General features: G+C 73.0%; 16 protein-coding genes. 9 read left to right on the forward strand and 7 right to left on the reverse strand.

Going from position 1 to position 22,071, the window contains the following annotated elements; genetic code table 11:
• The first annotated feature begins 17 nt into the window (after positions 1–17).
• Positions 18–299: a hypothetical protein gene (locus C8N24_RS32380; protein WP_121258422.1), complete on the forward strand. Its 282-nt coding sequence runs from the start codon at positions 18–20 to the stop codon at positions 297–299.
• Here the strand turns inward: C8N24_RS32380 and C8N24_RS32385 are convergent.
• Both C8N24_RS32385 and C8N24_RS32390 read right to left on the reverse strand, forming a co-directional pair.
• A complete protein-coding gene (locus tag C8N24_RS32385) occupies positions 280–2,580 on the reverse strand; it encodes a xanthine dehydrogenase family protein molybdopterin-binding subunit (protein ID WP_170179577.1) in 2,301 nt (766 codons plus the stop codon). The two genes, C8N24_RS32380 and C8N24_RS32385, sit on opposite strands and share 20 nt — an antisense overlap.
• A gap of 31 nt (positions 2,581–2,611) precedes the next feature.
• Positions 2,612–3,130, reverse strand: coding sequence for a GNAT family N-acetyltransferase (locus C8N24_RS32390; protein ID WP_121258715.1), 519 nt, complete (start codon positions 3,128–3,130; stop codon positions 2,612–2,614).
• Positions 3,131–3,149: 19 nt separating this feature from the next.
• On the opposite strand from C8N24_RS32390, the gene C8N24_RS32395 reads away from it, so the two are divergent.
• The 5 genes from C8N24_RS32395 (at position 3,150) to C8N24_RS32415 (ending at position 11,645) form a co-directional block, all read left to right on the forward strand.
• On the forward strand, positions 3,150–4,184 hold the full coding sequence (locus C8N24_RS32395) for an alpha/beta fold hydrolase (RefSeq protein WP_170179578.1): 1,035 nt from the start codon (positions 3,150–3,152) through the stop codon (positions 4,182–4,184).
• Positions 4,181–5,317 carry an alpha/beta fold hydrolase gene (locus C8N24_RS32400; protein ID WP_121258426.1) on the forward strand — a complete coding sequence of 379 codons (1,137 nt, stop codon included), beginning with the start codon at positions 4,181–4,183 and terminating at the stop codon, positions 5,315–5,317. Before C8N24_RS32395 ends, C8N24_RS32400 begins: the two co-directional genes overlap by 4 nt.
• Entirely contained in the window at positions 5,304–5,984 is a 681-nt protein-coding gene (locus C8N24_RS32405) for a J domain-containing protein (protein ID WP_121258428.1), read from the forward strand. The genes C8N24_RS32400 and C8N24_RS32405 overlap by 14 nt, the downstream gene beginning before the upstream one ends.
• A gap of 196 nt (positions 5,985–6,180) precedes the next feature.
• A complete protein-coding gene (locus C8N24_RS32410) occupies positions 6,181–8,436 on the forward strand; it encodes a bifunctional diguanylate cyclase/phosphodiesterase (protein ID WP_121258430.1) in 2,256 nt (751 codons plus the stop codon).
• A gap of 74 nt (positions 8,437–8,510) precedes the next feature.
• Positions 8,511–11,645: a hypothetical protein gene (locus C8N24_RS32415; protein WP_121258432.1), complete on the forward strand. Its 3,135-nt coding sequence runs from the start codon at positions 8,511–8,513 to the stop codon at positions 11,643–11,645.
• Here C8N24_RS32415 and C8N24_RS32420 read toward each other — a convergent pair.
• From C8N24_RS32420 to C8N24_RS32430, 3 genes are read right to left on the reverse strand one after another with little or no spacing between them, the layout of a single operon-like run.
• Entirely contained in the window at positions 11,596–12,399 is an 804-nt protein-coding gene (locus C8N24_RS32420; protein WP_121258434.1) for a serine hydrolase domain-containing protein, read from the reverse strand. The two genes, C8N24_RS32415 and C8N24_RS32420, sit on opposite strands and share 50 nt — an antisense overlap.
• Positions 12,396–13,874, reverse strand: a complete 1,479-nt coding sequence (gene glpK / locus C8N24_RS32425; RefSeq protein ID WP_121258436.1) for a glycerol kinase GlpK — start codon at positions 13,872–13,874, stop codon at positions 12,396–12,398. The genes C8N24_RS32420 and glpK overlap by 4 nt, the downstream gene beginning before the upstream one ends.
• Positions 13,875–13,883: 9 nt before the next feature.
• Entirely contained in the window at positions 13,884–14,735 is an 852-nt protein-coding gene (locus tag C8N24_RS32430) for an MIP/aquaporin family protein (protein WP_245972052.1), read from the reverse strand.
• Positions 14,736–14,845: 110 nt separating this feature from the next.
• Here C8N24_RS32430 and C8N24_RS32435 point away from each other — a divergent pair, with 110 nt between their 5' ends.
• The 3 genes from C8N24_RS32435 to C8N24_RS32445 all read left to right on the forward strand — a co-directional run bounded on the left by C8N24_RS32435 (position 14,846) and on the right by C8N24_RS32445 (position 21,225).
• Complete coding sequence (locus tag C8N24_RS32435) at positions 14,846–16,546, forward strand: glycerol-3-phosphate dehydrogenase/oxidase (protein WP_121258441.1); 1,701 nt, start codon at positions 14,846–14,848, stop codon at positions 16,544–16,546.
• 91 nt (positions 16,547–16,637) lie between these two features.
• Complete coding sequence (locus tag C8N24_RS32440) at positions 16,638–19,406, forward strand: helix-turn-helix transcriptional regulator (RefSeq protein WP_121258443.1); 2,769 nt, start codon at positions 16,638–16,640, stop codon at positions 19,404–19,406.
• 28 nt (positions 19,407–19,434) lie between these two features.
• The gene (locus C8N24_RS32445; RefSeq protein WP_147448107.1) at positions 19,435–21,225 is read left to right on the forward strand and encodes a calcium-binding protein; all 1,791 of its coding nucleotides are present in this window, start codon (positions 19,435–19,437) and stop codon (positions 21,223–21,225) included.
• Here the strand turns inward: C8N24_RS32445 and C8N24_RS32450 are convergent.
• Together C8N24_RS32450 and C8N24_RS32455 are read right to left on the reverse strand one after the other, a co-directional pair.
• Entirely contained in the window at positions 21,222–21,653 is a 432-nt protein-coding gene (locus C8N24_RS32450; RefSeq protein WP_121258447.1) for an FHA domain-containing protein, read from the reverse strand. The two genes, C8N24_RS32445 and C8N24_RS32450, sit on opposite strands and share 4 nt — an antisense overlap.
• An 8-nt stretch (positions 21,654–21,661) precedes the next feature.
• Positions 21,662–22,048 (reverse strand): rhodanese-like domain-containing protein, encoded by a 387-nt coding sequence (locus C8N24_RS32455; RefSeq protein WP_211340247.1) that lies wholly within the window; start codon positions 22,046–22,048, stop codon positions 21,662–21,664.
• Positions 22,049–22,071 lie beyond the last annotated feature (23 nt).

Raw genomic sequence — 22,071 nt, forward strand, 5'->3', positions numbered from 1 at the left:
GGCCGAACATACGGCTCATGAACACCACGATCCGCTTCGCCAACGCCCAGGACCAGGCCGCCGTCGAGCGTCTAGCCCAGCTCGACTCGAGCGTCGTACCCGCCGCTCCGCTGCTGCTCGCCGAAGAGGGCGGCCGCCTGATCGCCGCCATCTCCGCCCGCAACGGCACCGCCGTCGCCGACCCGTTCACCCGCAGCGCGGACGCCGTCGAGCTGCTCCGCCGGCGCGCGCGTCAGCTGGGCGCGGGCGAAGGCCGCCCGCGCCGCGCGCTGCGCCGCCTTACGCTGCAGCCTCGCTGATCGCCGTCCAGACGCGCTGTGGCGTCGCGGGCATGTCGATGTTGCGCACGCCCAGGTGCGACAGCGCGTCGATCACCGCGTTCCAGACGGCCGGCGTCGCGCCGATCGCGCCGGCTTCGCCGATGCCCTTCGCCCCGAGCGGGTTGCGGGGCGTCGGCGTCTGCGTGCGCTCGGTCTCGAACGTCGGCAGGTCGCCGGCGCTCGGGATCGCGTAGCTGGCCAGCGAGCCGGTGACGTTGTTGCCGTCCTCGTCGAAGGCGATCTCCTCGAACAGCGCCTGGGCGACGCCCTGCGCGATGCCGCCGTGGACCTGGCCCTCGACGAGCAGTGGGTTCGCGATCCGGCCGGCGTCGTCGACGGTGATGTGGCGGACGAGGTCGACCATGCCGGTCTCCGTGTCCACCTCGACGACCGCGAGGTGCGTGCCGTACGGGTACGTCGCGTCCGGCGTGGCGAAGGTGTTCTCGGCCGACAACCCGTCCTCGAAGCCCTCGGGCCGGCGCGCCGGGTCCGCGGCGGCGCGGGCGAGCTCGGCCCAGGCGATCGCCGACGCCGGCGAGCCCGCCACCGACAGGCCCTCGCCGTGGACGACCTGGATGTCCCCCGCGTCGGCCTCGAGCAGGTGCGCGGCGAGCCGCTTGGCCTTGTCGAGCACGTCGTCGGTCGCGTTCTGCACCGCGGTGCCGCCGATCTGCAGCGACCGCGAGCCCGCCGTGCCCATGCCGGTCTTCACCCGCCCGGTGTCCGACTGCACGATCTTGATGTCCTTCATCGGGATCCCGAGCGTGCCCGCGACGAGCTGCGCGTACGACGTCTCGTGCCCCTGCCCGTGCGACGAGGTGCCGGAGAGCACCGTCACCGTGCCGTCCTCCTCGACGGTCACCGTGCCGAGCTCGGAGCCGAAGCCCGTCCACTCGACGTAGGAGCACAGCCCGAGGCCGAGCTGCCGGACGTCGCCGCGCTCACGGCGCGCCGCCTGGTCGGCGCGCAGCGCCTCGTAGCCCGCGTTGGCCAGGCACTTGTCGAGCGCCGCGTGGTACTCGCCCGAGTCGTAGTTGGCGCCCATCACGGTCTGGTGCGGGAACTCGGTGATGAAGTTCTTGCGCCGGACCTCGGCCGGGTCCATCCCGATCTCGGCCGCGAACAGGTCGATCGCGCGCTCCACGAGCGCCGTCGCCTCCGGGCGGCCCGCGCCGCGGTAGGCGCCGATCGGCGTGGTGTTCGTGACCACGCAGTCGAAGTGGTAGTCGATCTTCGGGATCTCGTAGACGCCGCTCGACATCAGCCCGGTCAGCATCGGCATCAGCGCCGCGTCGGCCGGATAGGCGCCCGCGTCCGCGATCACGCGGACCTTGAGCCCGGTGACCTGGCCGTCGCGCGTGCCGCCGATCTCAATGTCCTGCACCTGCGCGCGGCCGTGCTGCATCTCCAGCATCGTCTCCGAGCGCGTCTCGACGTAGCGCACCGCGCGGCCGAGGGTGCGGGCGAGCGCGACGACGACGATCTGCTCCGGATAGCAGGCGATGCGCGCGCCGAAGCCGCCGCCGGTCGCGGTCGAGATCACGCGCAGCTGGTCTTCGTCGAGCCCCGTCGACTTGCAGATCGTGTCGCGGTAGGCGTGCGGGCCCTGGCTGGGCGTGTAGAGGATGAAGCCGCCCGTGTCCGGGTCGGGCTGGGCGAGCGCGGCGCCCGGCTCCATCGGCACGGCGGCGATCCGCTGGTTGACGAGCCGCGCGCTGACGCGCACCTCGGCGTCCGCGAGCGCGTCGTCGCCGGTCGGCCCGGCGGCGGCGAGGTTGCCGTTCGGCGCGTCCGGGAACAGGAGCGGCGCGTCGTCGGCCAGCGCCTTGGTCATGTCGACGACGACGGGCAGGTCCTCGTAGTCGACCCACACCGCCTGCGCGGCGTCGACGGCCTGCTCGCGCGTCTCGGCGACGACGACCGCGACCGGCTCGCCGATGAAGCGCACGCGGTCGGACGCGAGCACCGGGCGGCGCATCTGCTCCGGCGTGTCCACGGGCGGCCCGGCGGTCGGGAAGGGCGCCAGGTTCAGGTCCGCGGCCGTGTAGACGCCGACCACGCCGGGCGCGGCCGCGGCCTCGCTGACGTCGATGTTCGTGATCGTGCCGTGGGCGATGCCCGAGCGCACGAACACGGCGTACAGGGCGTCGGCATTGCGGAGATCGTCGGTGTACGGGCGCGCGCCGCGCAGGAACGGCGGATCCTCGACCCGCTTGACCGATGCTCCGTGCCCCTCACCCGAACCGTTCACTGACGACATTGGCTCTCCTCTTCCCCGTGGATGGCGAACGTTATCCGTGACGGCCGCGCCATGTCTCCGCACGTAGCGCCCAGCGCTCATGATCGCGCCAGCGCCCACCGATCTTCAGGTACCGCGGGGACATCCCCTCGAGCTCGAACCCGAGCCGCTTGACGAGCGCGATCGACGGCCCGTTGCCCGGCTGGATGTTCGCCTCCACGCGGTGCAGGTGCTGGGTGACGAACGCCTCGCGGAGCACGAGCGCGAGCGCCTCGGTCATGTAGCCCTGGCCCGTGTGCGCGGCGTAGCCGCAGTAGCCGAGGTAGGCGCTGTGGAAGTTGCCGCGCACGATCTCGGACAGGTTCAACCAGCCGAGGAGCGCGCGATCGCTGCGCCGGCGCGCGAAGTAGCCGACCTTGCGCGGGCCGAGGGCGCGGACGTAGCTGCGGTAGTCGTCGGGCGTCAGCGGGTTGTACGCCCACGGCCGGTGGAACGCGCGGCTGAGGTGGTTGGCGGTGAGGAACTCGTCCTCGTCGTCGAGCGTCGGAGTCGTGAGCACCACGCGGTCCATCGCGGGATAGTCTCGCGCGATGCGCTCATTCCGTGTCGCAACGGACCGCCTCGAGATGCAGGTCCACGAGTCCGGGCCCGAGGACGGCGTCCCGGTCGTCCTCCTCCACGGCAACCTCTCGACCGGCCGCTTCTACGAGCACCTGTTCGCGGACGCGCCGGAGCGCTACCGGCTGATCGCGCCCGACATGCGCGGGTTCGGGGACACCGAGCGGGCGCCGCTGGACGCCACGCGCGGCCTGCGCGACTGGTCCGACGACACGCACGCGCTGCTGCGCGCGCTGGGCATCACGGCCGCGCCGCACCTCGCCGGCTGGAGCACCGGCGGCGCGGCGATCGCGCACTACGCGCTCGAGCACGGTCCGGTCGCGTCGCTGACGTTCATCGACCCGGTGAGCCCCTACGGGTTCGGCGGCGTCGGGCTCGACGGGACGCCGCACTTCGACGACTTCGCCGGCTCGGGCGGCGGCACCGGCAACCCGGAGTTCACCGCGCGGGTGGCCGCCGGCGACCGGTCGGCTGAGGGCGACACGGCCCCGCGCAACGTGATGAACACGTCGTACTGGCGCGTCGGGCACCGCGAGCCGCCGGAGCGCGAGGAGCTGCTGCTCGGCGAGATCCTCAAGTCGCTGACCGGGGACGACGGCTACCCCGGGGACTCGGGCACGTCCGAGCACTGGCCGGGCGTCGCACCGGGCACGCGCGGCATCCTCAACGCCCTCTCCCCCAAGTACTGCCGCTGGGCGGACATCGTCGACCTCGACCCCAAGCCGCCGATCCTGTGGACGCACGGCGCGCAGGACCGCGTCATCGCCGACGGCTCGCCGTGGGAGATGGGCACGCTCGGCTCGGCGGGCGCGATCCCCGGCTGGCCCGGCGACGAGCACTTCCCGCCGCAGCCGATGGTCGCCCAGATCCGTGCCGTGCTCGACGACTACGCGGCGCTCGGCGGGACCGTGGAGGCGACCATCTACGAGGAGTCCGGCCACTTCCCGCCGATCGACGCCTACGAACGCTGGAGCACGCAGTTCTGGACCTTCTTGGAGGCGGCATGATCCCCGGGTTGTTCGTCGCCGAGCACGAGCTCGAGGTCCCACTCGACCACGCCCGGCCCGACGGCGAGACGATCACCGTCTTCGCACGCGAGGTCGCCGACCCTGACGGGCGCGACCGGCCGTGGCTGGTCTATCTGCAGGGCGGCCCCGGGTTCGAGTCCCCGCGGCCGACCGGCAGCCCGCGCGGCCCGGGCTGGCTGGACCGGGCGCTCGAGGAGTTCCGCGTGCTGCTGCTCGACCAGCGCGGCACGGGACGGTCCACGCCGGTGAGCGGCCTCGAGTCGGCGGAGTACCTGACGCACTTCCGCGCCGACAGCATCGTCCGCGACTGCGAGCACCTGCGCACCGCGCTCGGCTCGGAGCCGTGGACCGTGCTCGGCCAGAGCTTCGGCGGAATCACCGCGCTCACGTACCTCTCGTTCGCGCCCCAGGGCCTGCGCGAGGCGATCATCACGGGTGGCGTGCCCGGCATCGGCGTCCACGTCGACGAGATCTTCGGCGCCACCTGGCAGCGGATCATGGAGCGCAGCCGCCGCTACTACGAGCGCTATCCCGAGGACCGCGCGCGGATGCGCGCGCTCCTGGAGACGGAGGGTGAGCGCATCCGCAGCGTCGGCAACTGGCTCGGCATGAGCGACGGCTTCGAGCGCGTGCACCACCTGCTGGAGCTGCCGGCGGGCTCCCCCGCCTTCCGCGCCGACGCGCGGGACATCCTCGGGATCGAGCGCAACCCGATCTACGGGCTGCTGCACGAGGCCTGCTGGGCCGACGGCTTCGCCACCCACTGGTCGGCGCAGCGCACCCGGCCGGAGATGCCGCCCGAGTACTTCACGTCCGAGCACATCCTGCCGTGGATGTTCGAGGGCTCGCTCGCGCAGACGGCCGAGACGCTCGCCCACCACGAGTGGCCGCGGCTGTTCGACGAGGACGTGCTGAGCGCCAACGAGGTGCCGGTCGCCGCGGCGGTCTACACCGAGGACCTGTACGTCGACTTCCGGTTCTCCGAGCAGACCGTCCGCCGCTTCCCGAACTTCACCCCCTGGATCACCAACGAGTACGAGCACAACGGGCTGCGCGTCGACGGCGGGCGGATCCTCGGCCGGCTGCTCGACCTCGCCCGTGGCCGCGCCTGACCCCCGCGACCGGCTCGCGGAGCTCGAGGTCGAGCACGCGACGCTGCTGAGCGAGCTGGAGGCGTTCCACGCCGAGTACCTGCGCCGCGTCGGCGTGATCGACGTGCAGGTACAGGAGCTGCAGGCGCGGCTGGCACGGGCGAAGCCTCGCCCAGAGGGCTCGCTTCGCTCGGACCCCTCGCCCAGGGGGCTCCGGGTCCCGCGGGCAGAAGGGACGAGGACCGCCCCGATGGCGGCCGTGCCCGCGCCGGCCGCATCGCCGCCGAGCGAGGACCTCAAGACGCTGTTCCGCGACGCCGCGAAGCGCATGCACCCCGACCTGCAGCCCGACGCCGCCGGCCGCGGGCACGCGGAGGCGTTCATGAAGCAGCTCAACCAGGCCTACGCGGCCGGCGATGCGGACGCGATCGGCAACCTCGTGCGCCAGTGGGAGACGTCGCCGTACGCGCTGACGAGTCCGGCGGGCGCCGCCGCGCCCGCGCTCGCGGCGGCCGTCGAGCACGCCGAGCACCGGCTGGCGCAAACGCGCGCCTCGCAGCTCGCCCAGCTGATGGAGCAGACCTTCCTGGCCTCGATGCAGGGCCGTGACCTGCTGCAGGAGCTGCGCTGGAACGCGGAGGAAGAACTCGCGAACGCGCGTCTGCGCGCGGCCGCCCTCGACAGCTGAAACGCGCCCGCGAGTGCGAGCCGTAAGGCGAGTACTCGGCAGCGACCGAGCCCGCAGGGCGAGTTCGCCGCACTCGACACGTAGACGATCAAGCGTCCTCTCATGCGGCCGACTACCCGGGTCGGTGCCGAGCACGCGACGGATCGCCAGGAGGACCAACACGGCCCGGACCGGGACGGCTTGGCTGCTGCTTGCCGTGTTCGTCCTGATCGCGGGCACGACGGCGTGGCTGTGGCGGGGGCAGGTCAAGCGCCAGAACGACCAGGCCTTCAGCGCCCAGGCCGCGTCGATCGGCGCGTCGGTGACCACGGCCGTGCGCCGGATGGACGACCTCACGCTCGCCGCGCGCACGCTGCTCGGCTCGCGCCCGGAGATGACCGACGCCGAGTTCAAGCGCTGGTACCGCTCGATGGGCGTCGACCAGCGGTTCGCGGGCGTGGCGGGCTTCAGCTACGTCGAGCTGGTGCGCGAGCGGCGCGCCGACATCTACCCCGAAGGCGACCGCCCCTACTACTGCCTGCCGAAGCTCAGCGTCGCCGGTCCCGGCATGGCGGAGACCATGACCGAGCTTACGGTGCCCGGGCTGGACCTCTGCCAGCTCACCAAGCTCCTCGGCGAGACGCGCGACTCGGGCGAGTTCAGCGCGTTCGTCGTCAAGTCCAGCCACGGACACGAGATGTTCGAGGTGATCGCCCCGGTCTACGAGGGCGGCGGCGTCCCGTACGGGCCCGAGTCGCGCCGCGCGCACGCGACCGGCTGGATCATCGGCCTGTTCGACGCCGAGCCGATCCTGGAGTCCGCGATCGCGCGGGTCGACGGCGTCGCCGTGAGCCTCGAGCGCGAGCAGGCGGCGGTGCCCGAGTACCGGATCCCGACCGGCGCCGGCGCGGCCTTCCGCACGCTCTCGGAGACGATGCACAGCAGCTCGGTCGCCCAGGTCGGCAAGGCGGCGACGGCCGGCGACCCGATCACGCGCCGCGAGTCCGTCGAGGCCGACGGCCGTTGGACGGTCACGATCGCCGGCGCCGAGCCGGACGGGATCGGTGACCCGGAGACGCAGGGTGCGGTCGTGCTGGTCGTCGGGCTCGCGCTCGGCCTGCTCACGTTCCTGCTCGTCCAGGTGCTCGTCCGCGGCCGCGCCCACGCGCTCCGGATGGTCGAGGAGAAGACGGGTCAGCTGCGCCACCAGGCGCTGCACGACGCGCTCACCGGCCTGCCCAACCGCGCGCTGATCATGGACCGCACGGAGCAGATGCTCCGGCACGCCCGCCGGTCCGGCGTCGACGTGTCCGCGATGTTCATCGACCTCGACGGCTTCAAGGGCGTCAACGACACGTTCGGGCACCCGGTCGGCGACGAGCTGCTGTGCGTGGTGGCCACGCGGATCAAGAACGTGCTGCGCGAGACGGACACGATCGGCCGGCTCGGCGGCGACGAGTTCGTCGTGCTGGTCGAGGGCGGCGCGGAGAAGATCGCCGAGCGGATCGTCGACGTGCTGCGCGAGCCGTTCGCGATCGGCACCGGCAGCCCCGTCACCATCACCGCCAGCGTCGGGATCGCCACGGGCGACCGCGAGGCCGCCAAGGACCTCCTGCGCGACGCCGACATCGCGCTCTACGAGGCCAAGGGCGCCGGGCGCAACCGCTACGCCGAGTTCCGCCACGAGATGCACATCGCCGCGCACGAGCGGCTCGAGCTGGAGTCCGACCTGCGCGGCGCGGCCCGCCGCGGCGAGCTGTTCCTCGTCTACCAGCCGATCCTGGAGCTGGCGAACGGTGAGGTCAAGGCCGCGGAGGCGCTCCTGCGCTGGCAGCACCCGACGCGCGGGCTGATCCCGCCGACCGAGTTCATCGCGCTGGCCGAGGAGTCGGGCGTGATCGTCGAAGTCGGCGCATGGGTGCTGGACACCGCGTGCGAGCAGGCCGCGCAGTGGGCGCAGGCCGGCATGCCGACGCGCGTGTCGGTCAACGTGTCCGCCCGCCAGCTCGACGATCCCACGCTCGTGAACACGGTCCACCAGGCGCTCGTGCGCTCCGGGCTCGACCCCGACCTGCTGACGCTGGAGATCACCGAGACCGCGCTGATGCGCGACGCCGAGTCCGCCGCGCAGGTCCTGCACGAGCTGCGCCGCTTCGGCCTGCGGATCGCGATCGACGACTTCGGCACCGGCTACTCGTCGCTCGCCTACCTGCAGCAGTTCCCGGTCACCGCGCTCAAGATCGACCGGACGTTCATCGCCGCGAGCGAGCAGAACGACCCGCTGATCTCAACACTCGTCGCGCTCGGCCGCAGCCTCGGCCTGGTGACGATCGCCGAGGGCGTCGAGGAGGAACGCCAGCTGGAGCGCCTGCGCGAGCTCGGCTGCGACCGCGCCCAGGGCTATCTTTTCGCGCCGCCGCTCGAGGCCGCCGCGCTCGAGCGCTTCCTCGCCGACCACGGCGCGCTCGTGTAAGTACGGGCAACCGCACCGAAGACGGCGGTCGAGCGCATTGACCGGACGCTCACCGCCGCCGTAGATTCGGCAGCGTGAGCCAGCGTGACGTCGAGGCCGTACCCCAGTCGGCCCCGACCGCGGCGCCCGGCGCCGCCGCGCCGATGCCGGTCGTGCCGCTCGTCGGACGGGCCGGCTCGCTCGCCCGGATGGGCACCGACCAACGTGCCGCCGCCGTCCGCTCGCTGAGCGCGGGCTCGGGGAACGCGAGCGTCGCACGGATGCTCTCGCGCAGCATCCTCAGCGACCTCAAGGAGTTCAAGCACGGCATCGAGATCGACCTGCCGACGGCGTCGACCGCCGAGAAGCTGGCCGAGATCGACCGGCTGCTGGGCACGCAGGGCGGCGCGTTCGGCGCGACCGTCGTGTGGGAGTCGATGCCCGACCTCGAGGCGGTCGCCAAGGCCAACACGGCCCTGTTCATGCGGACCGTCAAGCGCGACCCGAGCCTGCTCGGGCACGAGGCCTTCGACGGCGTCCGCGAGCGCTTCAAGGCCGCGGTCGAGGGGCGCGTGCTCGGCAACCTGCAGGCCAACCGCGACTACGTGACCGCGCAGATGGAGGCGGTCGGCGTCACCGCGAACACGGAGGCCGAGGCGGCCGAGACGACCGCCGACCAAGACCACGCGGTGCGCAAGGCCCAGGTGCTCGCCGAGCAGGTCGCGCTCTGGCAGGAGGGCATGACCAAGGCCAAGGGCATCAAGGTCGGGCGCAACCTCAAGCGGCGCAGTGGCGGCTACCGGCGCGACTTCGACACCGAGGTCGAGGTCGACGCCTACTTCGACCCGGACGCTCCGCCGCACATCAAGGGCCCGCCGAAGGGCGCCATGGACGGCGACTACAAGGCCTACGACGAGGTCAAGCAGCACTACGACACGCTCGACAAGGCGATCAAGAAGGTGCTCGCCGACTCGCCGGCCGTGTACGCGATCGTCACCAACGGCGAGGCGGGCGCGGCCAAGGACTTCGCCAAGCAGGACACCAAGCAGGCGCGTGCCCAGCTCGGGGGCGCGATGACGAAGATGGGCACGAAGATCGACGAGGCGGTGCCGCTCGTCGGCGACGACCTCGACTACCGCGACTTCATCCCGGTCCATCAGCAGCTGATGGCCACCGGGCCGTTCGCGGGCGAGCTCGAGAAGGCGATCATCGCGCGCGACGTCGAGGGCCACGAGATGGGCAAGGTCCTGCGCTCGCTGGCGCTCGGCGGGCTCTCGGCCGCGGCCTTCCTGGTCGCCGAGTTCGCGACCGCCGGCATGGCGACGTTCATCGCGGTGGCCGTCGGCATCGGGGCGAGCGTCGGCAACGCCGCGATCTCGATCGAGGACTACCTGGACAAGGCCAAGGCGATCGACGCGCACACGGGCGACGCGCGCAACGACATCGTCACCCAGGAGCAGGTCGACAGCGCGCTCTTCCAGGCCGTGATGGACTCGGCGCTGGCGTTCATCGACGGCGCGGTCGGCGTCGTGGGCGCCATGAACAAGCTCGGTGGGCCGGCGGCCAAGCTGCTCGAGGCGGCCGAGGCGGGCGCGGCCAAGATGGGCACCGCGGGGCTGTCGGAGGCGCTGAGCGGCGCGGACCTCGGGCTGAAGCGGCTCGCGATCGAGAAGTCGCTCGGCGAGGCCGGCATCGAGGCGACGGTCAAGGCCTCCGGCAAGAGCGCCGAGGAGCTCGCGGGGATCGTCGGCTCAGAGAGCGACGCGGGCAAGCGCCTGCTGGCGGCCGGCGGCATGGGCAAGGACGCGCTCGACGGCCTGCTCGCCAACCTCGTCGACTTCGCCAAGCTCGATCCCGGCCAGCAGTCGGCGACGATGCGCGCCGCGATCGACCAGTTCGGCTACGCGGGCGCGCTGCGCCGCGCCGGCGGCTGGAAGACCGTCACCAAGACGCTCGGCGAGGGCCACCCGATCGCGACCGAGCTGGACGCGTGGCGCTCGTCGCTCGTGCGCGACATGCAGCTGTGGATGGAGACCGCGTCCAAGGGCGAGTCCAAGGCCGTCCAGACCGGCACCGCGGCCGCCACCTCCGACGTGGACATCTCGACCGTGGGCGCCGAGGCCGCCCAGCAGGCCGACCGCGCGCTGGAGTACATCGCCCGGCGGGCGGGCGTCTCCCGCGCCGAGCTGGAGACCGTGCTCGACCTCGACGCGGCGGTGAACCCGGCCCGCATGCACCTGCAGGACGTCGTCAAGGGCCTCTCCCCCCAGGCGCGGGCGGCGATCGAGCGCGAGGCCGCGCTGTTCGAGGAGGCGCTGTCCAAGGCGCGCGCCGACGGCACGTTCAAGCCGCTGAGCAAGGAGCAGATCGGCGCGCTCAACCAGCGCATGGACGACTGGTCCGCCGCGCTGGCCAAGCTCGAGGCCGACGGCGGCTCGGAGGCCCAGAAGGCCGCCCTGATCCAGAAGATCGGCCGGACGCAGGCCGAGGTGCTCGCCTCGAGCGACACGATGTACGGCACCGGCGGCTCGATCCGCAAGTGGGTCACCGAACGCCCACCGGCCAACCCGGGCGCGAAGAGCGACCTGGAGAAACTGGCCGAGGCCGGCGTGAAGATCGACCCGGCGGCGGCGACCATCTGGCCCGGCCAGCGCTTCACCTCGATCCTGGGTGAAGGCCCCTTCCTCGACCGGGCGTTCGCGTCGATCGTGGGCGGGGTCGAGGGACCGGCGCTGATCAACGCGATCAAGGACCTCGGCAAGCACGGCGGCCGCGTCGTCGAGATCCTCGGCCGCGACGTCGCGGTCACCGGGATGAGCGCGGCGAAGATGGACAGGCTGGCCAAGGAGCTGCGGCGCTGGATGGCGGTCTCCAAGGGGCCACTGGCCGAGGCCGTCAAGGACTCGGCGGCGCTCGCGCTCATCCGCGGCGAGCTGGCCGGCCAGATCGGGCAGCTGCGGACGGCGATGACGAACGGCATCGGCGCGCTGCGCGCGCAGGCGCAGCTCGGCCCGGCGCTCAGCGCGGCGGACCTGGCGGGCATTGACGCCTGGGTGCGCGCCCAGGCCGCCGCCCAGCTGCGCGGCCAGGCGATCCTCGACCACCTGCTGTCCCTGGAGCAGGCCGTCTCGCTGCCGGCGAAGGTCGGCACCGCGGCGGCGGCCGCGGAGCCGAACACGTCTACGCCGGAAGGGCCGGCGTACTCGCCTCCGCCGTCCTCAGCGCCTTGAACGCCGCCCCGTTCACGCGGCGGGCCTGGTTGTTGAGCGCGATCACGGCGCTGTCGCCCTTGATCAGCGCGAAGGAGCGGAAGCCGCCGGTCCCGCCGTCGTGCATGTGCATCAGCCGCTTGCCCGGCGCCTTGAACCAGGCGAGCGACGGCTGCTCCCCTTCGGCCGCGAGGAAGCGCAGCATGTCGCTCGCGGTCGAGCGCAGGCCGCCGGCGCCGGCGAGCGCGGCGAGGTCCCACGGCGGGGTCGGGCGGCCGGAGAACGTGTGCCCCTGGACGAGGCCGGGCGTGTCCAGGCCGGTCCGCGTCATCCCGAGTGGCGCGGTGATGCGCGTGCGGACGAGCTCCGTGTACGTCGTGCCGGCGGCCTCCGCGAGGACGTGGCCGAGCAGGCCGTAGCCGTAGTTGGAGTAGACGACCTTCCCTCCGGGCGCGCGCTTGGGTGCGGTCGCGGCGATCACCTCGGGCATGCGGTCGGCGGTGAACTGCGCGTACGGGTCCTTGCGGTTCCAGCGCTCGAGCCTGCGCGGGAGCCGCGGTAGCCCGGAGCGGTGCTCGGCCAGCTCCCGCAGCGTGAACGGGCGGCCGGAGACCGGCGGCCCGAGGACGGGGTCGTCATAGCCGACGACCCCGTCTTCGACGAGCAGCCGGAGCAGCCGCGCGGTGAACGGCTTGGTCAGCGACCCGATCTCGTAGACGGCGTCCTCGCCGTCGATCGTGGTCGCACCCGCGTGACGTACTCCGATCGTTCTCACTCAACCCAATCTAGGGTCCTCTCGACGGCCTTCTTCCAACGGGCGTACTCCTGCTCGCGCGTTTCCTCGTCGAGCTGCGGCTCCCAGCGCTTGTCCTCGGCCCAGCGCTCGCGCAGCTCGTCCTGGTCGGACCAGAAGCCGGTCGCCAGCCCGGCGGCGTAGGCGGCGCCGAGCGCGGTCGTCTCGGTCACCTTCGGCCGGATCACCGGCACGCCGAGCACGTCGGCCTGGAACTGCATCAGCAGGTCGTTGCCGGTCATGCCGCCGTCGACCCGCAGATCGGTGAACGGGACGTCGGCGACCTCGTTGGCGGCGTCCACCACCTCGCGTGACTGCCAGGCCGCGGCCTCCAGCGCCGCGCGAGCGATGTGGCCGCGGTTGGCGTACGCGGTGAGGCCGACGATCACGCCGCGGGCGTCGTCGCGCCAGTACGGCGCGAACAGGCCGCTGAAGGCGGGCACGAAGTACACGCCGCCGTTGTCCTCGACGGTCTTCGCCAGGTCCTGCACCTCGGGCGCCGTGTCGATGATCTTCAGCCGGTCGCGGAGCCACTGGATGAGCGCGCCGGTGACCGCGATCGAGCCTTCCAACGCGTAGTTCAGCTTGCCGTCGCCGAGCTTGTAGGCGGCGGTGGTGAGCAGCTTCTCGGTGCGGACGAGCTCCTCACCCGTGTTGACGAGCAGGAACGAGCCCGTGCCGTACGTGTTCTTGGCGTCCCCGCGGTCGAAGCACGTCTGGCCGAACAGCGCCGCCTGCTGATCGCCGAGGATGCCGGCGATCGGCGTGCCGCCGATCGCGGTGCCCTTGACGTCGCCGTAGTGCTCGGAGCTGGACTTGATCTCCGGCAGCATCGAGCGCGGGATGCCCATCAGCTCGAGGCTCGGCTCGTGCCAGTCCCCCGTCTCGAGGTTCATCAACAGCGTGCGGCTCGCGTTGGTGACGTCGGTGATGTGCTGCTCGCCGCCGGTGAGGTTCCAGATCACCCAGCTGTCCATCGTTCCGAAGGCCAGCTCGCCCTTCTCGGCCCGCTCGCGGGCGCCGTCGACGTTGTCGAGGATCCACTTGATCTTCGGGCCGCTGAAGTAGGTCGACAGCGGCAGGCCGGTGGCCTCGCGCACCACGTCGGCCTCGCCGAGCTCACGGACGATCTTGTCGGTGCGTGTGTCCTGCCAGACGATCGCGTTGTAGACCGGGTCCCCCGTCTTGCGGTCCCAGACCACCGTCGTCTCGCGCTGGTTGGTGATGCCGACCGCCGCGATGTCCCCCGCCTCGAGCTTGGAGTTCGCGAGCGCGCCGCCGATCACCTCGCGGGTGCGCGTCCAGACCTCCTTCGGGTCGTGCTCGACCCAGCCCGCCTTCGGCGTGATCTGCTCGTGCTCGCGCTGGTCGACCGTGACGATGTTGCCGTCCTTGTCGAAGACGATGAAGCGCGAGCTCGTCGTCCCCTGGTCGATGGCGCCGATGTAGTCAGCCACGTGTTCTCCTCAGTCGTCGATGGCCGTGCGGCCTTCCTCGGCCACGTCGGTGTCGGGCTTGATGCCGCGTGCGATCAGCACGTTGCGGATGCCGAAGTCGTAGATCGCCGCACCGATCCCGGCGCCGACGATCGGCCCCAGGATCGGGACCCAGAAGTAGGTGTTGACGTTGCCGTAGTTGCCTGGCATCGCCACCTCGCCCCAGCCGGCGAACCAGGCGAACATGCGCGGCCCGAAGTCACGCGCCGGGTTGATCGCGTAGCCCGCGTTGGCGCCGAACGAGATGCCGACCGCGACGACGATGAAGCCGATGACCACCGGCGCGAGGTTGGCCTTGACCGGCGCGTTGTACTCGTCCGTGACGGCGAAGATGAACGCCACCAGGATCGCCGTGCCGATCACCTGGTCCAGGAACGGCCCGAAGAAGTTCTCGTAGTAGGGAGCCGGGAACGTCCCGAAGATGCTGTACGTCGGGACGCTGTTCTCCGCGCCGCGCGAGATCTTGTTCGCGTCCTCGTAGGAGATGATCGCGTACCGGTAGTTCAGGTAGACCAGGGCGGCGCCGACGAAGGCGCCGAGCACCTGGGCGACGATGTAGCCGGGGACCTTGTTCCACGGGAAGCCGCGTCGCCACGCGAGCGCGAGCGTCACGGCCGGGTTCAGATGCGCGCCGGACACGCCACCGGCGACGTAGACCGCGAAGCACACGGCGAAGCCCCAGCCCCACGTGATCAGCAGCCAGTCGCCACTGGCCGCGAAGATCAGGTCACCACGCCCGGATTGGTTGAGCGCAGCGACCGCCATCGCCACCACCCCACAGCCCAGCAGGATGATGATCAGGGTCCCGAGGAACTCAGCCACGTGCTCTCCCAGCACGGACTGCTGCCATCGCCAACGGCGGGTACCACTCATGCGGGTCTCTCCTCTCGCTAGCCTCCGAGGGGAAACCTACTCCCCGCAGGAGCCCGCTCTTGAACGACCGCAGCCGTCTTGGTCCCGAGCAACGCCGCGAAGCGCTCACGCGCCTGGAGTCCGAGGTGTTCGATGTCGTGGTGATCGGCGGGGGTACCGTCGGCACCGGATCCGCGCTGGATGCGGCCACCCGCGGGTTGAACGTGGCGCTCGTGGAGGCCCGTGACTACGCCGCCGGGACGTCTTCCCGGTCGAGCAAGCTCGTGCACGGGGGCTTGCGCTATCTCGAGCAGAAGGACTTCGGGCTCGTGCGCGAGGCGCTGCGCGAGCGGTCGCTCCTGCTGAACGTGATCGCGCCACATCTCGTGCAACCCGTGCCGTTCCTGCTTCCGCTGACCGAGCACTGGCAGCGGCCGTACATCGGCGCGGGGCTGATCCTGTACGACTCGCTCGGCGGGTACAAGGGCCTCAAGCGCCACCGCCACCTGAGCAAGCGCGGCGCGCTGCGGATCGCACCGGCCCTCAAGGCCGATTCGCTCGTGGGCGCGCTGCAGTACTACGACGCGAAGGTCGACGACGCGCGGCACACGATGACCGTGGCGCGGACGGCCGCGGCGCTGGGCGCGGCCGTCGTGTCCAACGCGAAGGTCGTCGGCTTCCTGCGCGAGGGTGAGCGGGTGACCGGCGTGAAGGTCCGCGACATGGCCGGCGGCGGGGAGCTCTCGGTCCGCGCGAAGGAGGTCGTCAACGCCACCGGCGTCTGGACCGACGACGTCCAGCACCTGGTCGGCGAGCGCGGCAAGTTCCAGGTGCGCGCCTCCAAGGGCATCCACCTCGTGGTCCCCAAGGACCGGCTCCAGCTCGACACCGGCCTGATCCTGCGCACCGAGAAGAGCGTGCTGTTCGTGATCCCGTGGGGCCGCCACTGGATCATCGGCACCACCGACACCGACTGGAACCTCGACAAGGCCCACCCGGCCGCGAGCGCCAGCGACATCGACTACGTGCTCGAGCACATCAACGCGGTGATCAACCAGCCCTTGACGCGCGAGGACGTCGAAGGCGTCTACGCCGGGCTGCGGCCGTTGCTCACCGGCGAGTCCGAGTCGACGTCGAAGCTGTCGCGCGAGCACACCGTCGCCGTGCCCGTCCCCGGGCTCGTGGCGGTCGCCGGCGGCAAGTACACGACCTACCGCGTGATGGCCAAGGACGCGATCGACGCCGCCGCGCGTGGCCTGGACCGCTTCGTGCCGCCGTCCGCCACGGACGTGACGCCCCTGGTCGGCGGTGACGGGTTCCAGGCGCTGTGGAACCGCCGCGAGCGCGTGGCCGCCGAGTCGGGCGTCCACGTCGCCCGGATCGAGCACCTGCTGCGCCGCTACGGCACCCGCACCGACGAGCTGCTGTCGATGGTCAAGGAGTCGCCCGAGCTGGGCGAACCCTTGCCCGGCGCCGACGACTACCTGCGCGTGGAGGTCCTCTACGCCGCCTCCCACGAGGGCGCCTTGCACCTCGACGACGTGCTGACACGGCGCACGCGGATCTCGATCGAGACGTGGGACCGCGGCCTGGAGTCGGCCGAGCCGGCGGCGCGCCTGATGGCCGAGCCGCTCGGCTGGGACGAGGACACGATCAAGCGCGAGGTCGAGCTCTACCGCGAGCGCGTCGCGGCCGAGCGCCGCTCGCAGGAGCAGCCCGACGACCGGGCCGCCGACCTCGAGCGGCTGAGCGCGCCGGACGTGTTCAGCCCCGCCGGTTGACCCGCGACCGTCGGCTGAGCTAGACGCCCAGCACGAGCGCCATCTCCCGGACGGGGAATGGCGCTCGGCGGCGCGACGTCTGGCGAGGGCAGTGAAGCTCGTTGGACGCAGGACGGAGCTCGCCACCGTGGAGCGGGCGATCGCGGAGGTGCGCGGCGGCGGGTCGCGCGTGCTCGTGGTGGTGGGTGAGCCCGGGATCGGCAAGACGGCGCTGCTCGAGGCGGCGGCCGAGCAGGCGGCCGCCGCCGGGCTGCTCACGCTGCCCGCGCGGGCGGCGGAGCACGAGCGTGAGGTGCCGTTCGCGCTCGCGGTGGCCGCGTTCGACGACCACGTCGGCTCGATGCACCCGACGCGGGTCGAGGCGCTCGGCCCGGACCTCGGCGCGGTGCTGCCGGCGGGCGCGGCGGGCGCGGTGCCGACCGCGGAGCGCTTCCGGCATCACCGCGCGCTGCGGGCGCTGGTCGAGTCGACCGCGCGCGAACGGCCGGCCGCGCTGCTGCTCGACGACCTGCACTGGGCCGACGACGCGTCGCTCGAGTTCGTCCAGCACATCCTGCGCCGGCCACCGCGAGCGCCGCATCTGCTGATGCTCGCGCTGCGGTCGGGCGCGCTCGCGGGCGCGCTGTCGATGCCCACGGCAGGTGTGGCGACGATCGAGCTGGAGCCGCTCGACCGCGACGACTCGCTCGCGCTGCTCGCCGGCGTCCCGAGTCGCCGGGCACGCGAGCGGATCGCCGACGAGGCGCACGGCAACCCGTTCTTCCTCAGCCAGCTCGCGCGCTTCCCCCACGACGCGCTGCCGCCGTGCGTGCTCGCGGCGGTCGGCCAGGAGGTCGCGCTCCTCGCCGACGAGGAGCGCGCCCTGCTCGAGGGCGCCGCGGTGGCGGGCGACCCGTTCGACCCCGAGCTCGCGACGGCGGCCGCGCAGCGCGCCGCCGACCTCGACCGGCTCGTGGCCGCGGGCCTCGTGCGGCCGACCGGGCGCGGGCGGGCGTTCGCGTTCCGGCACCCGCTGGTGCGCCGGGCGGTCTACGACGCGGCGCCGCCCGCCTGGCGGCTCGGCGCGCACGAGCGGATCACGGCCGCCCTGGAGGCGCGAGGCGCCGCGCCGGGCGTGCGCGCCCACCACGTCGAGCGGTTCGCACGGCCCGGCGACGAGCGGGCGATCGACGTGCTGACCGCAGCCGCCACCGCGGCCGAGGCGACCTCCCCGGCGACCGCGGCCCGCTGGTACGCGGCCGCGCTCGCTCTCGTCCCGGACGGCGAGACGGCGCGTCGGATCGACCTCCGCGCGCGGCACGCGCTGACGCTCGCCGCCGCCGGCCAGGTGCAGGCGGCGCGCGACGAGCTCGTCGAGGTGCTCGCGCTGCTCCCCGAGGGCGAGGTCACCGCCCGGCGCCGCTTGGTCGTCGCCTGCGCGCACCTGGAGAAGCTCCTCGACCGCCCCGACCAGGCCCGCCGCCGCCTGCTCGCCGCCGGCCCGGACGAGCATGCCGAGCTGGCCTACGAGCTCGCCGTGCTCGGCAGTTGCTACGACGGCGCGGCGACGGTGCGCACCTGGGCGGAGCGCGCTCGCGCGCTGGCGACCGCACCGAGGACGGGCGCGGCCGTGGCCGCCCTCTCCCCTGGCGCGAACCGCGCCGGTGTCGACGCTTCCCTCGCCGTCGGGGCGACCGCGGTCGCCGCCACGGGCGCACTCATGGACGGTGATCGTGCCGTCGCCACGCTGCGCCTCGAGGACGCGCTCGCCGGCCTCGCGCGCCTCGACGACCGCGTGCTCGCGCGCCGGCTCGACGCGGCCGTGAACGTCGGCATCGCCGCGTCCACCGGAGAGCGCTACGCCGACGCCGCCGCGGTCGCCGCTCGCGGCCTCGCCATCGCGCGCGCCACCGGCCAGGGACAGCTGATCGTCACGCTGTCGACGCTCGCCGCGCTGGCGCACACCGAGCGTCTGGACCTTCCCGCCGCGCTGGCCGAGATCGAGAACGCCGCCGAGACCACGACGCTGCAGGACATGGCGTACGCCCGCGTCCTCGTGACCTGGGCACAGCTCGTCGCCCACGAGCTCACCGGCGACCTCGCCGCGGCGACGCAGGCGACCGACGCGCTGGCCACGATCCCGCCCGCGGGCAGCGTCGCCCTCCGTCACGCGCGGATCGCCGCGGCGACCCTCGGCGCCGAGCGCGACCCGGAGCGCTCCCGCGCCGACCTGCTGGCGCTCGCCGGCCCGGGCTTCGAGCGCCTCGACGTCCCGGCCCGCGCCCGCACGGGCCTCACGCTCGTACGCTGCGCGATCGCCCTGGGCCGCCTCGACGAAGCCGAGCGCTGGGCCGCGCTGGCCGGCACGGCCGGCGGCGCCGCTACCGCGGTCCTTGGAGCCAGCGACGTGCGCGCCGCCGCCGCGCGCGCCGAGGTCCTGCTCGCGCGCGACGAGGCTCGCGCAGCCGCGGACGTCGTGCTCGCCGCGGTCGCGGTGGCGTCGTCGGCCGGGGCGCGGCGGGACGAGGTCGTCGCGCGGCTCCTGGCCGGGCGTGCGCTCGCCGCGGCCGGGGACGCCGACCGGGCCAAGCGCGAGTTGCGGCGCGTGGCCGACGAGGCGCGGGTGGGCGGCGCGTCGGCGCTCGTCGCGGACGCCGCGCGGGAGCTGCGACGGCTCGGGACGCGGATCCCGACCGCCGGCGGCGACCTGACCGGCCGTGAGCGGGACGTCACCGACCTGGTCGTGCGAGGGCTGTCCAACAAGCAGGTCGCGGCGGACCTGTATCTGAGCGAGAAGACGATCGAGGGCACGCTCACGCGGATCTACGCGAAGCTCGGCGTGCGCTCGCGGGTCGACCTCGTGCGACTGGCGCGGGATTGAGATCGCCGCTGCGAACGTCTGGCGGGACATGCGTATTCACAAGCCAGTCGTGGCGGCGCTCGTCGTGCTCGGCGTGGGTGCCCCGGGCGCGCACGCGCACGACGCGGAGATCTTCGCCACCAACAACACCGCGGTGATCACGGACCCGGCGGACCCGCGGTTGGATGATCCGCTGATCGCGTTCGAGCGGGAGGCCGGCCGGTTGATCGAGCAGGGCGGCGGCCGCGTGCGCGGCTCGGACCTGCTCGACGGCGTGTTCTTCGACGCCTCCGCGAGCACGACCACGTTCGAGCGCTCGCGGGTGTTCGCGGTCGACGGCGTCGAGCCGGACGAGCTGCACACGATCGCCGACCGGATCCGCGCGCGCTTCGACCAGCAGTCCGTGCTCACGTTCGACCGGCTGCCGGCGTCCGACCCGCGGGTGGACGCGGTCGAGCTCGACGTCCCGAGCGTCACCGCCGACGAGCTGCGCACCGGGCTGCTCGACGACCGCGAGGCGGCCGAGCGGCTGTTCGGCGGCTCGGTCACGCAGGCCGAGCACCTGCGGCTCGTCGCCGCGCTCGAGGACCGCGACCTCGCGCTCGCCTTCGCGCAGGAGATCGGCGGCGACACCACCCGCGCACGCACCACGTTCGGCGACCGCGAGTTCGTCGAGGGCCCGCTGCCGGTCCGCGTCGAGCAGCGCACCCTGGTCGTCGACGGCACGGCGGAGCCCGAGGAGATCACGCTGGCGTTCGAGGGCGGTCGCGTCCGCGTCGGCGACGCCGCCTTCGCCCGCCACCGCTTCGACCGCATCCGCGTCGACCTGCAGGACGGCCTCGACACGCTGGTCCTCCGCGGCCGCCGGCAGGTCGAGGTCCGCGCGCAGGGCGACCGCGTGCGCATCGACGAGATCGAGATCGACGGCGCCGACGTCCTGCGCGTCGAGACCGGCGACGGCGCCGACCAGCTCAGCGTCGACGACCTCTCCGCCACGGACACGTTCCAGGTCACGGCCGACCTCGGCGCGGGCCTCGACAAGGCGACCGTCCACGGCTCCGAGGACGACGACCAGATCTCGTTCGGCGCATTCGGCGTCCTGGGCCCGACGTTCGTCCTGTTCGCACAGCCCGAGCCGAGCGACCGGCTCACGATCGACGGTCGTGGCGGCGACGACCTCCTCAGCGCCTCCGTCGCGTCGATGGCGGTCACGCTCGCCGGCGGCCCCGGCGACAACGTCCTGCGCGGCGGCCCCGGCGACGACACGCTGATCGGCGGCCCCGGCTTCGACGACGCCTTCGGCGGCCCGGGCCGCGACACGATCACGCTCGGCGGCGACTTCGACCGCGCGAGCTGGCGCGCCGGAGACGGCGACGACACGATCGACGGCGGAGCCTCCCGCGACTCGCTCTTCCTCGAAGGCGCGAACGCCGCCGAGGCCTACGCCGTCAAGCGCGGCCGGATCACGCACGACGCCGACGTCCTGACCGTCGACGACCTCGAGGAGGTCGACCTCGTCGCGGGCGGCGGCGCGGACACGGTCGCGATCGGCGACCGCCCCGGCTTCGAGCTCGTCGACGTGAGCCTCGCCGGCCTGCCGATCACCCCCAAGGGCGACGGCGCCGCCGACCGCGTGATCGTCGACGGCACGCCCGGCCGCGACCGCCTCACGCTCGCCGGCAAGGCCACCACGGCGACGCTGACCGGGCTCCAGGCGACGGTCAACATCAGCCACGCCGAGCCCACGGACACGCTCACGATCGACACGGGCCGCGGCCGCGACGCGGTGGACACGTCCGCGTTCACGCCCGGCGTGATCGGCCTGCAGATCCTCGACTAGCGGACTCGGAGCTCGGCCTCGCCGAGCTCCAGCACGTCACCCCGGCGGAGCCGCGCCCGGGTGACGTGCCGCCCGTTGAGCCGCGTCCCGTTGCACGAGCCGAGGTCGCGGACGAGGCAGATCCCCGCCCGCACCGCGATCTCAGCGTGCCGGCGCGACACCGTGTCGTCCAGCAACGCGATCTCGCACGCCGAGCTGCGGCCGATCGTCCAGCGCCCGCGCTCGTCGAGCGGCCACTCGAACGTGCCGAGCACGAGCGCCCGGACGGGCTCCCGCCGCAGCACCCGCCAACGCGGGAGATCCCAGACCGCGTCCTCGGCCCGGCCGCTCAGCGCGAGCGCGGTCCGGACCTCGAGCGTGGCCGTGCTGACCTGCCCGGCGCCGTAGGCGTCGCGGAGCCTGCGCAGCGCCCGGTCGGCCGCGTCCACTCAGCGCATCATGCCACCGCGATGTCGCAGACGAGGCCGCTCAGGTCGGGCTGGTGACGATGGGCCTGCTCGCCCTCGACGGAGAAGCCTTCGCGGACCCAGTACTCGAAGCCGCCGAGCATCTCCTTGACGTCGGTGCGCCCGGCGGCGACCAGCCGCGCGCACGCCTTGACCGCGCCGTTGCAGCCCGGGCCCCAGCAGTAGACGACCAGCGGGCCGTCGGGCAGCGCGTCGATCCCGACCCGCCGCAGGCAGATCGCGCCCGGCAGGTGGGCGTCGTCGAACGCCCGCTCGCTGCGGGAGTCGACCAGCGTGAACGGCGGTGCGGGCAGCGCCTCGGCGACGTCGGCGGCATCGGTCTCATGCAGGAGGCGTTCGGCGAAGTAGTTCGTCATGGACAGCATCGTCCCGAGGTCCG

The sequence above is a fragment of the Solirubrobacter pauli genome (genome assembly GCF_003633755.1).
Taxonomy (GTDB): domain Bacteria; phylum Actinomycetota; class Thermoleophilia; order Solirubrobacterales; family Solirubrobacteraceae; genus Solirubrobacter; species Solirubrobacter pauli.

Bases quoted from the DNA above. Each gene is read 5' to 3' on its own strand.
- C8N24_RS32400 (WP_121258426.1), top strand. From the start codon at position 4,181: ATGATCCCCGGGTTGTTCGTCGCCGAGCACGAGCTCGAGGTCCCACTC.
- C8N24_RS32455 (WP_211340247.1), bottom strand. From the start codon at position 22,048: ATGACGAACTACTTCGCCGAACGCCTCCTGCATGAGACCGATGCCGCC.
- C8N24_RS32395 (WP_170179578.1), top strand. From the start codon at position 3,150: ATGCGCTCATTCCGTGTCGCAACGGACCGCCTCGAGATGCAGGTCCAC.
- C8N24_RS32380 (WP_121258422.1), top strand. From the start codon at position 18: ATGAACACCACGATCCGCTTCGCCAACGCCCAGGACCAGGCCGCCGTC.
- C8N24_RS32385 (WP_170179577.1), bottom strand. From the start codon at position 2,580: ATGTCGTCAGTGAACGGTTCGGGTGAGGGGCACGGAGCATCGGTCAAG.
- C8N24_RS32445 (WP_147448107.1), top strand. From the start codon at position 19,435: ATGCGTATTCACAAGCCAGTCGTGGCGGCGCTCGTCGTGCTCGGCGTG.
- C8N24_RS32390 (WP_121258715.1), bottom strand. From the start codon at position 3,130: ATGGACCGCGTGGTGCTCACGACTCCGACGCTCGACGACGAGGACGAG.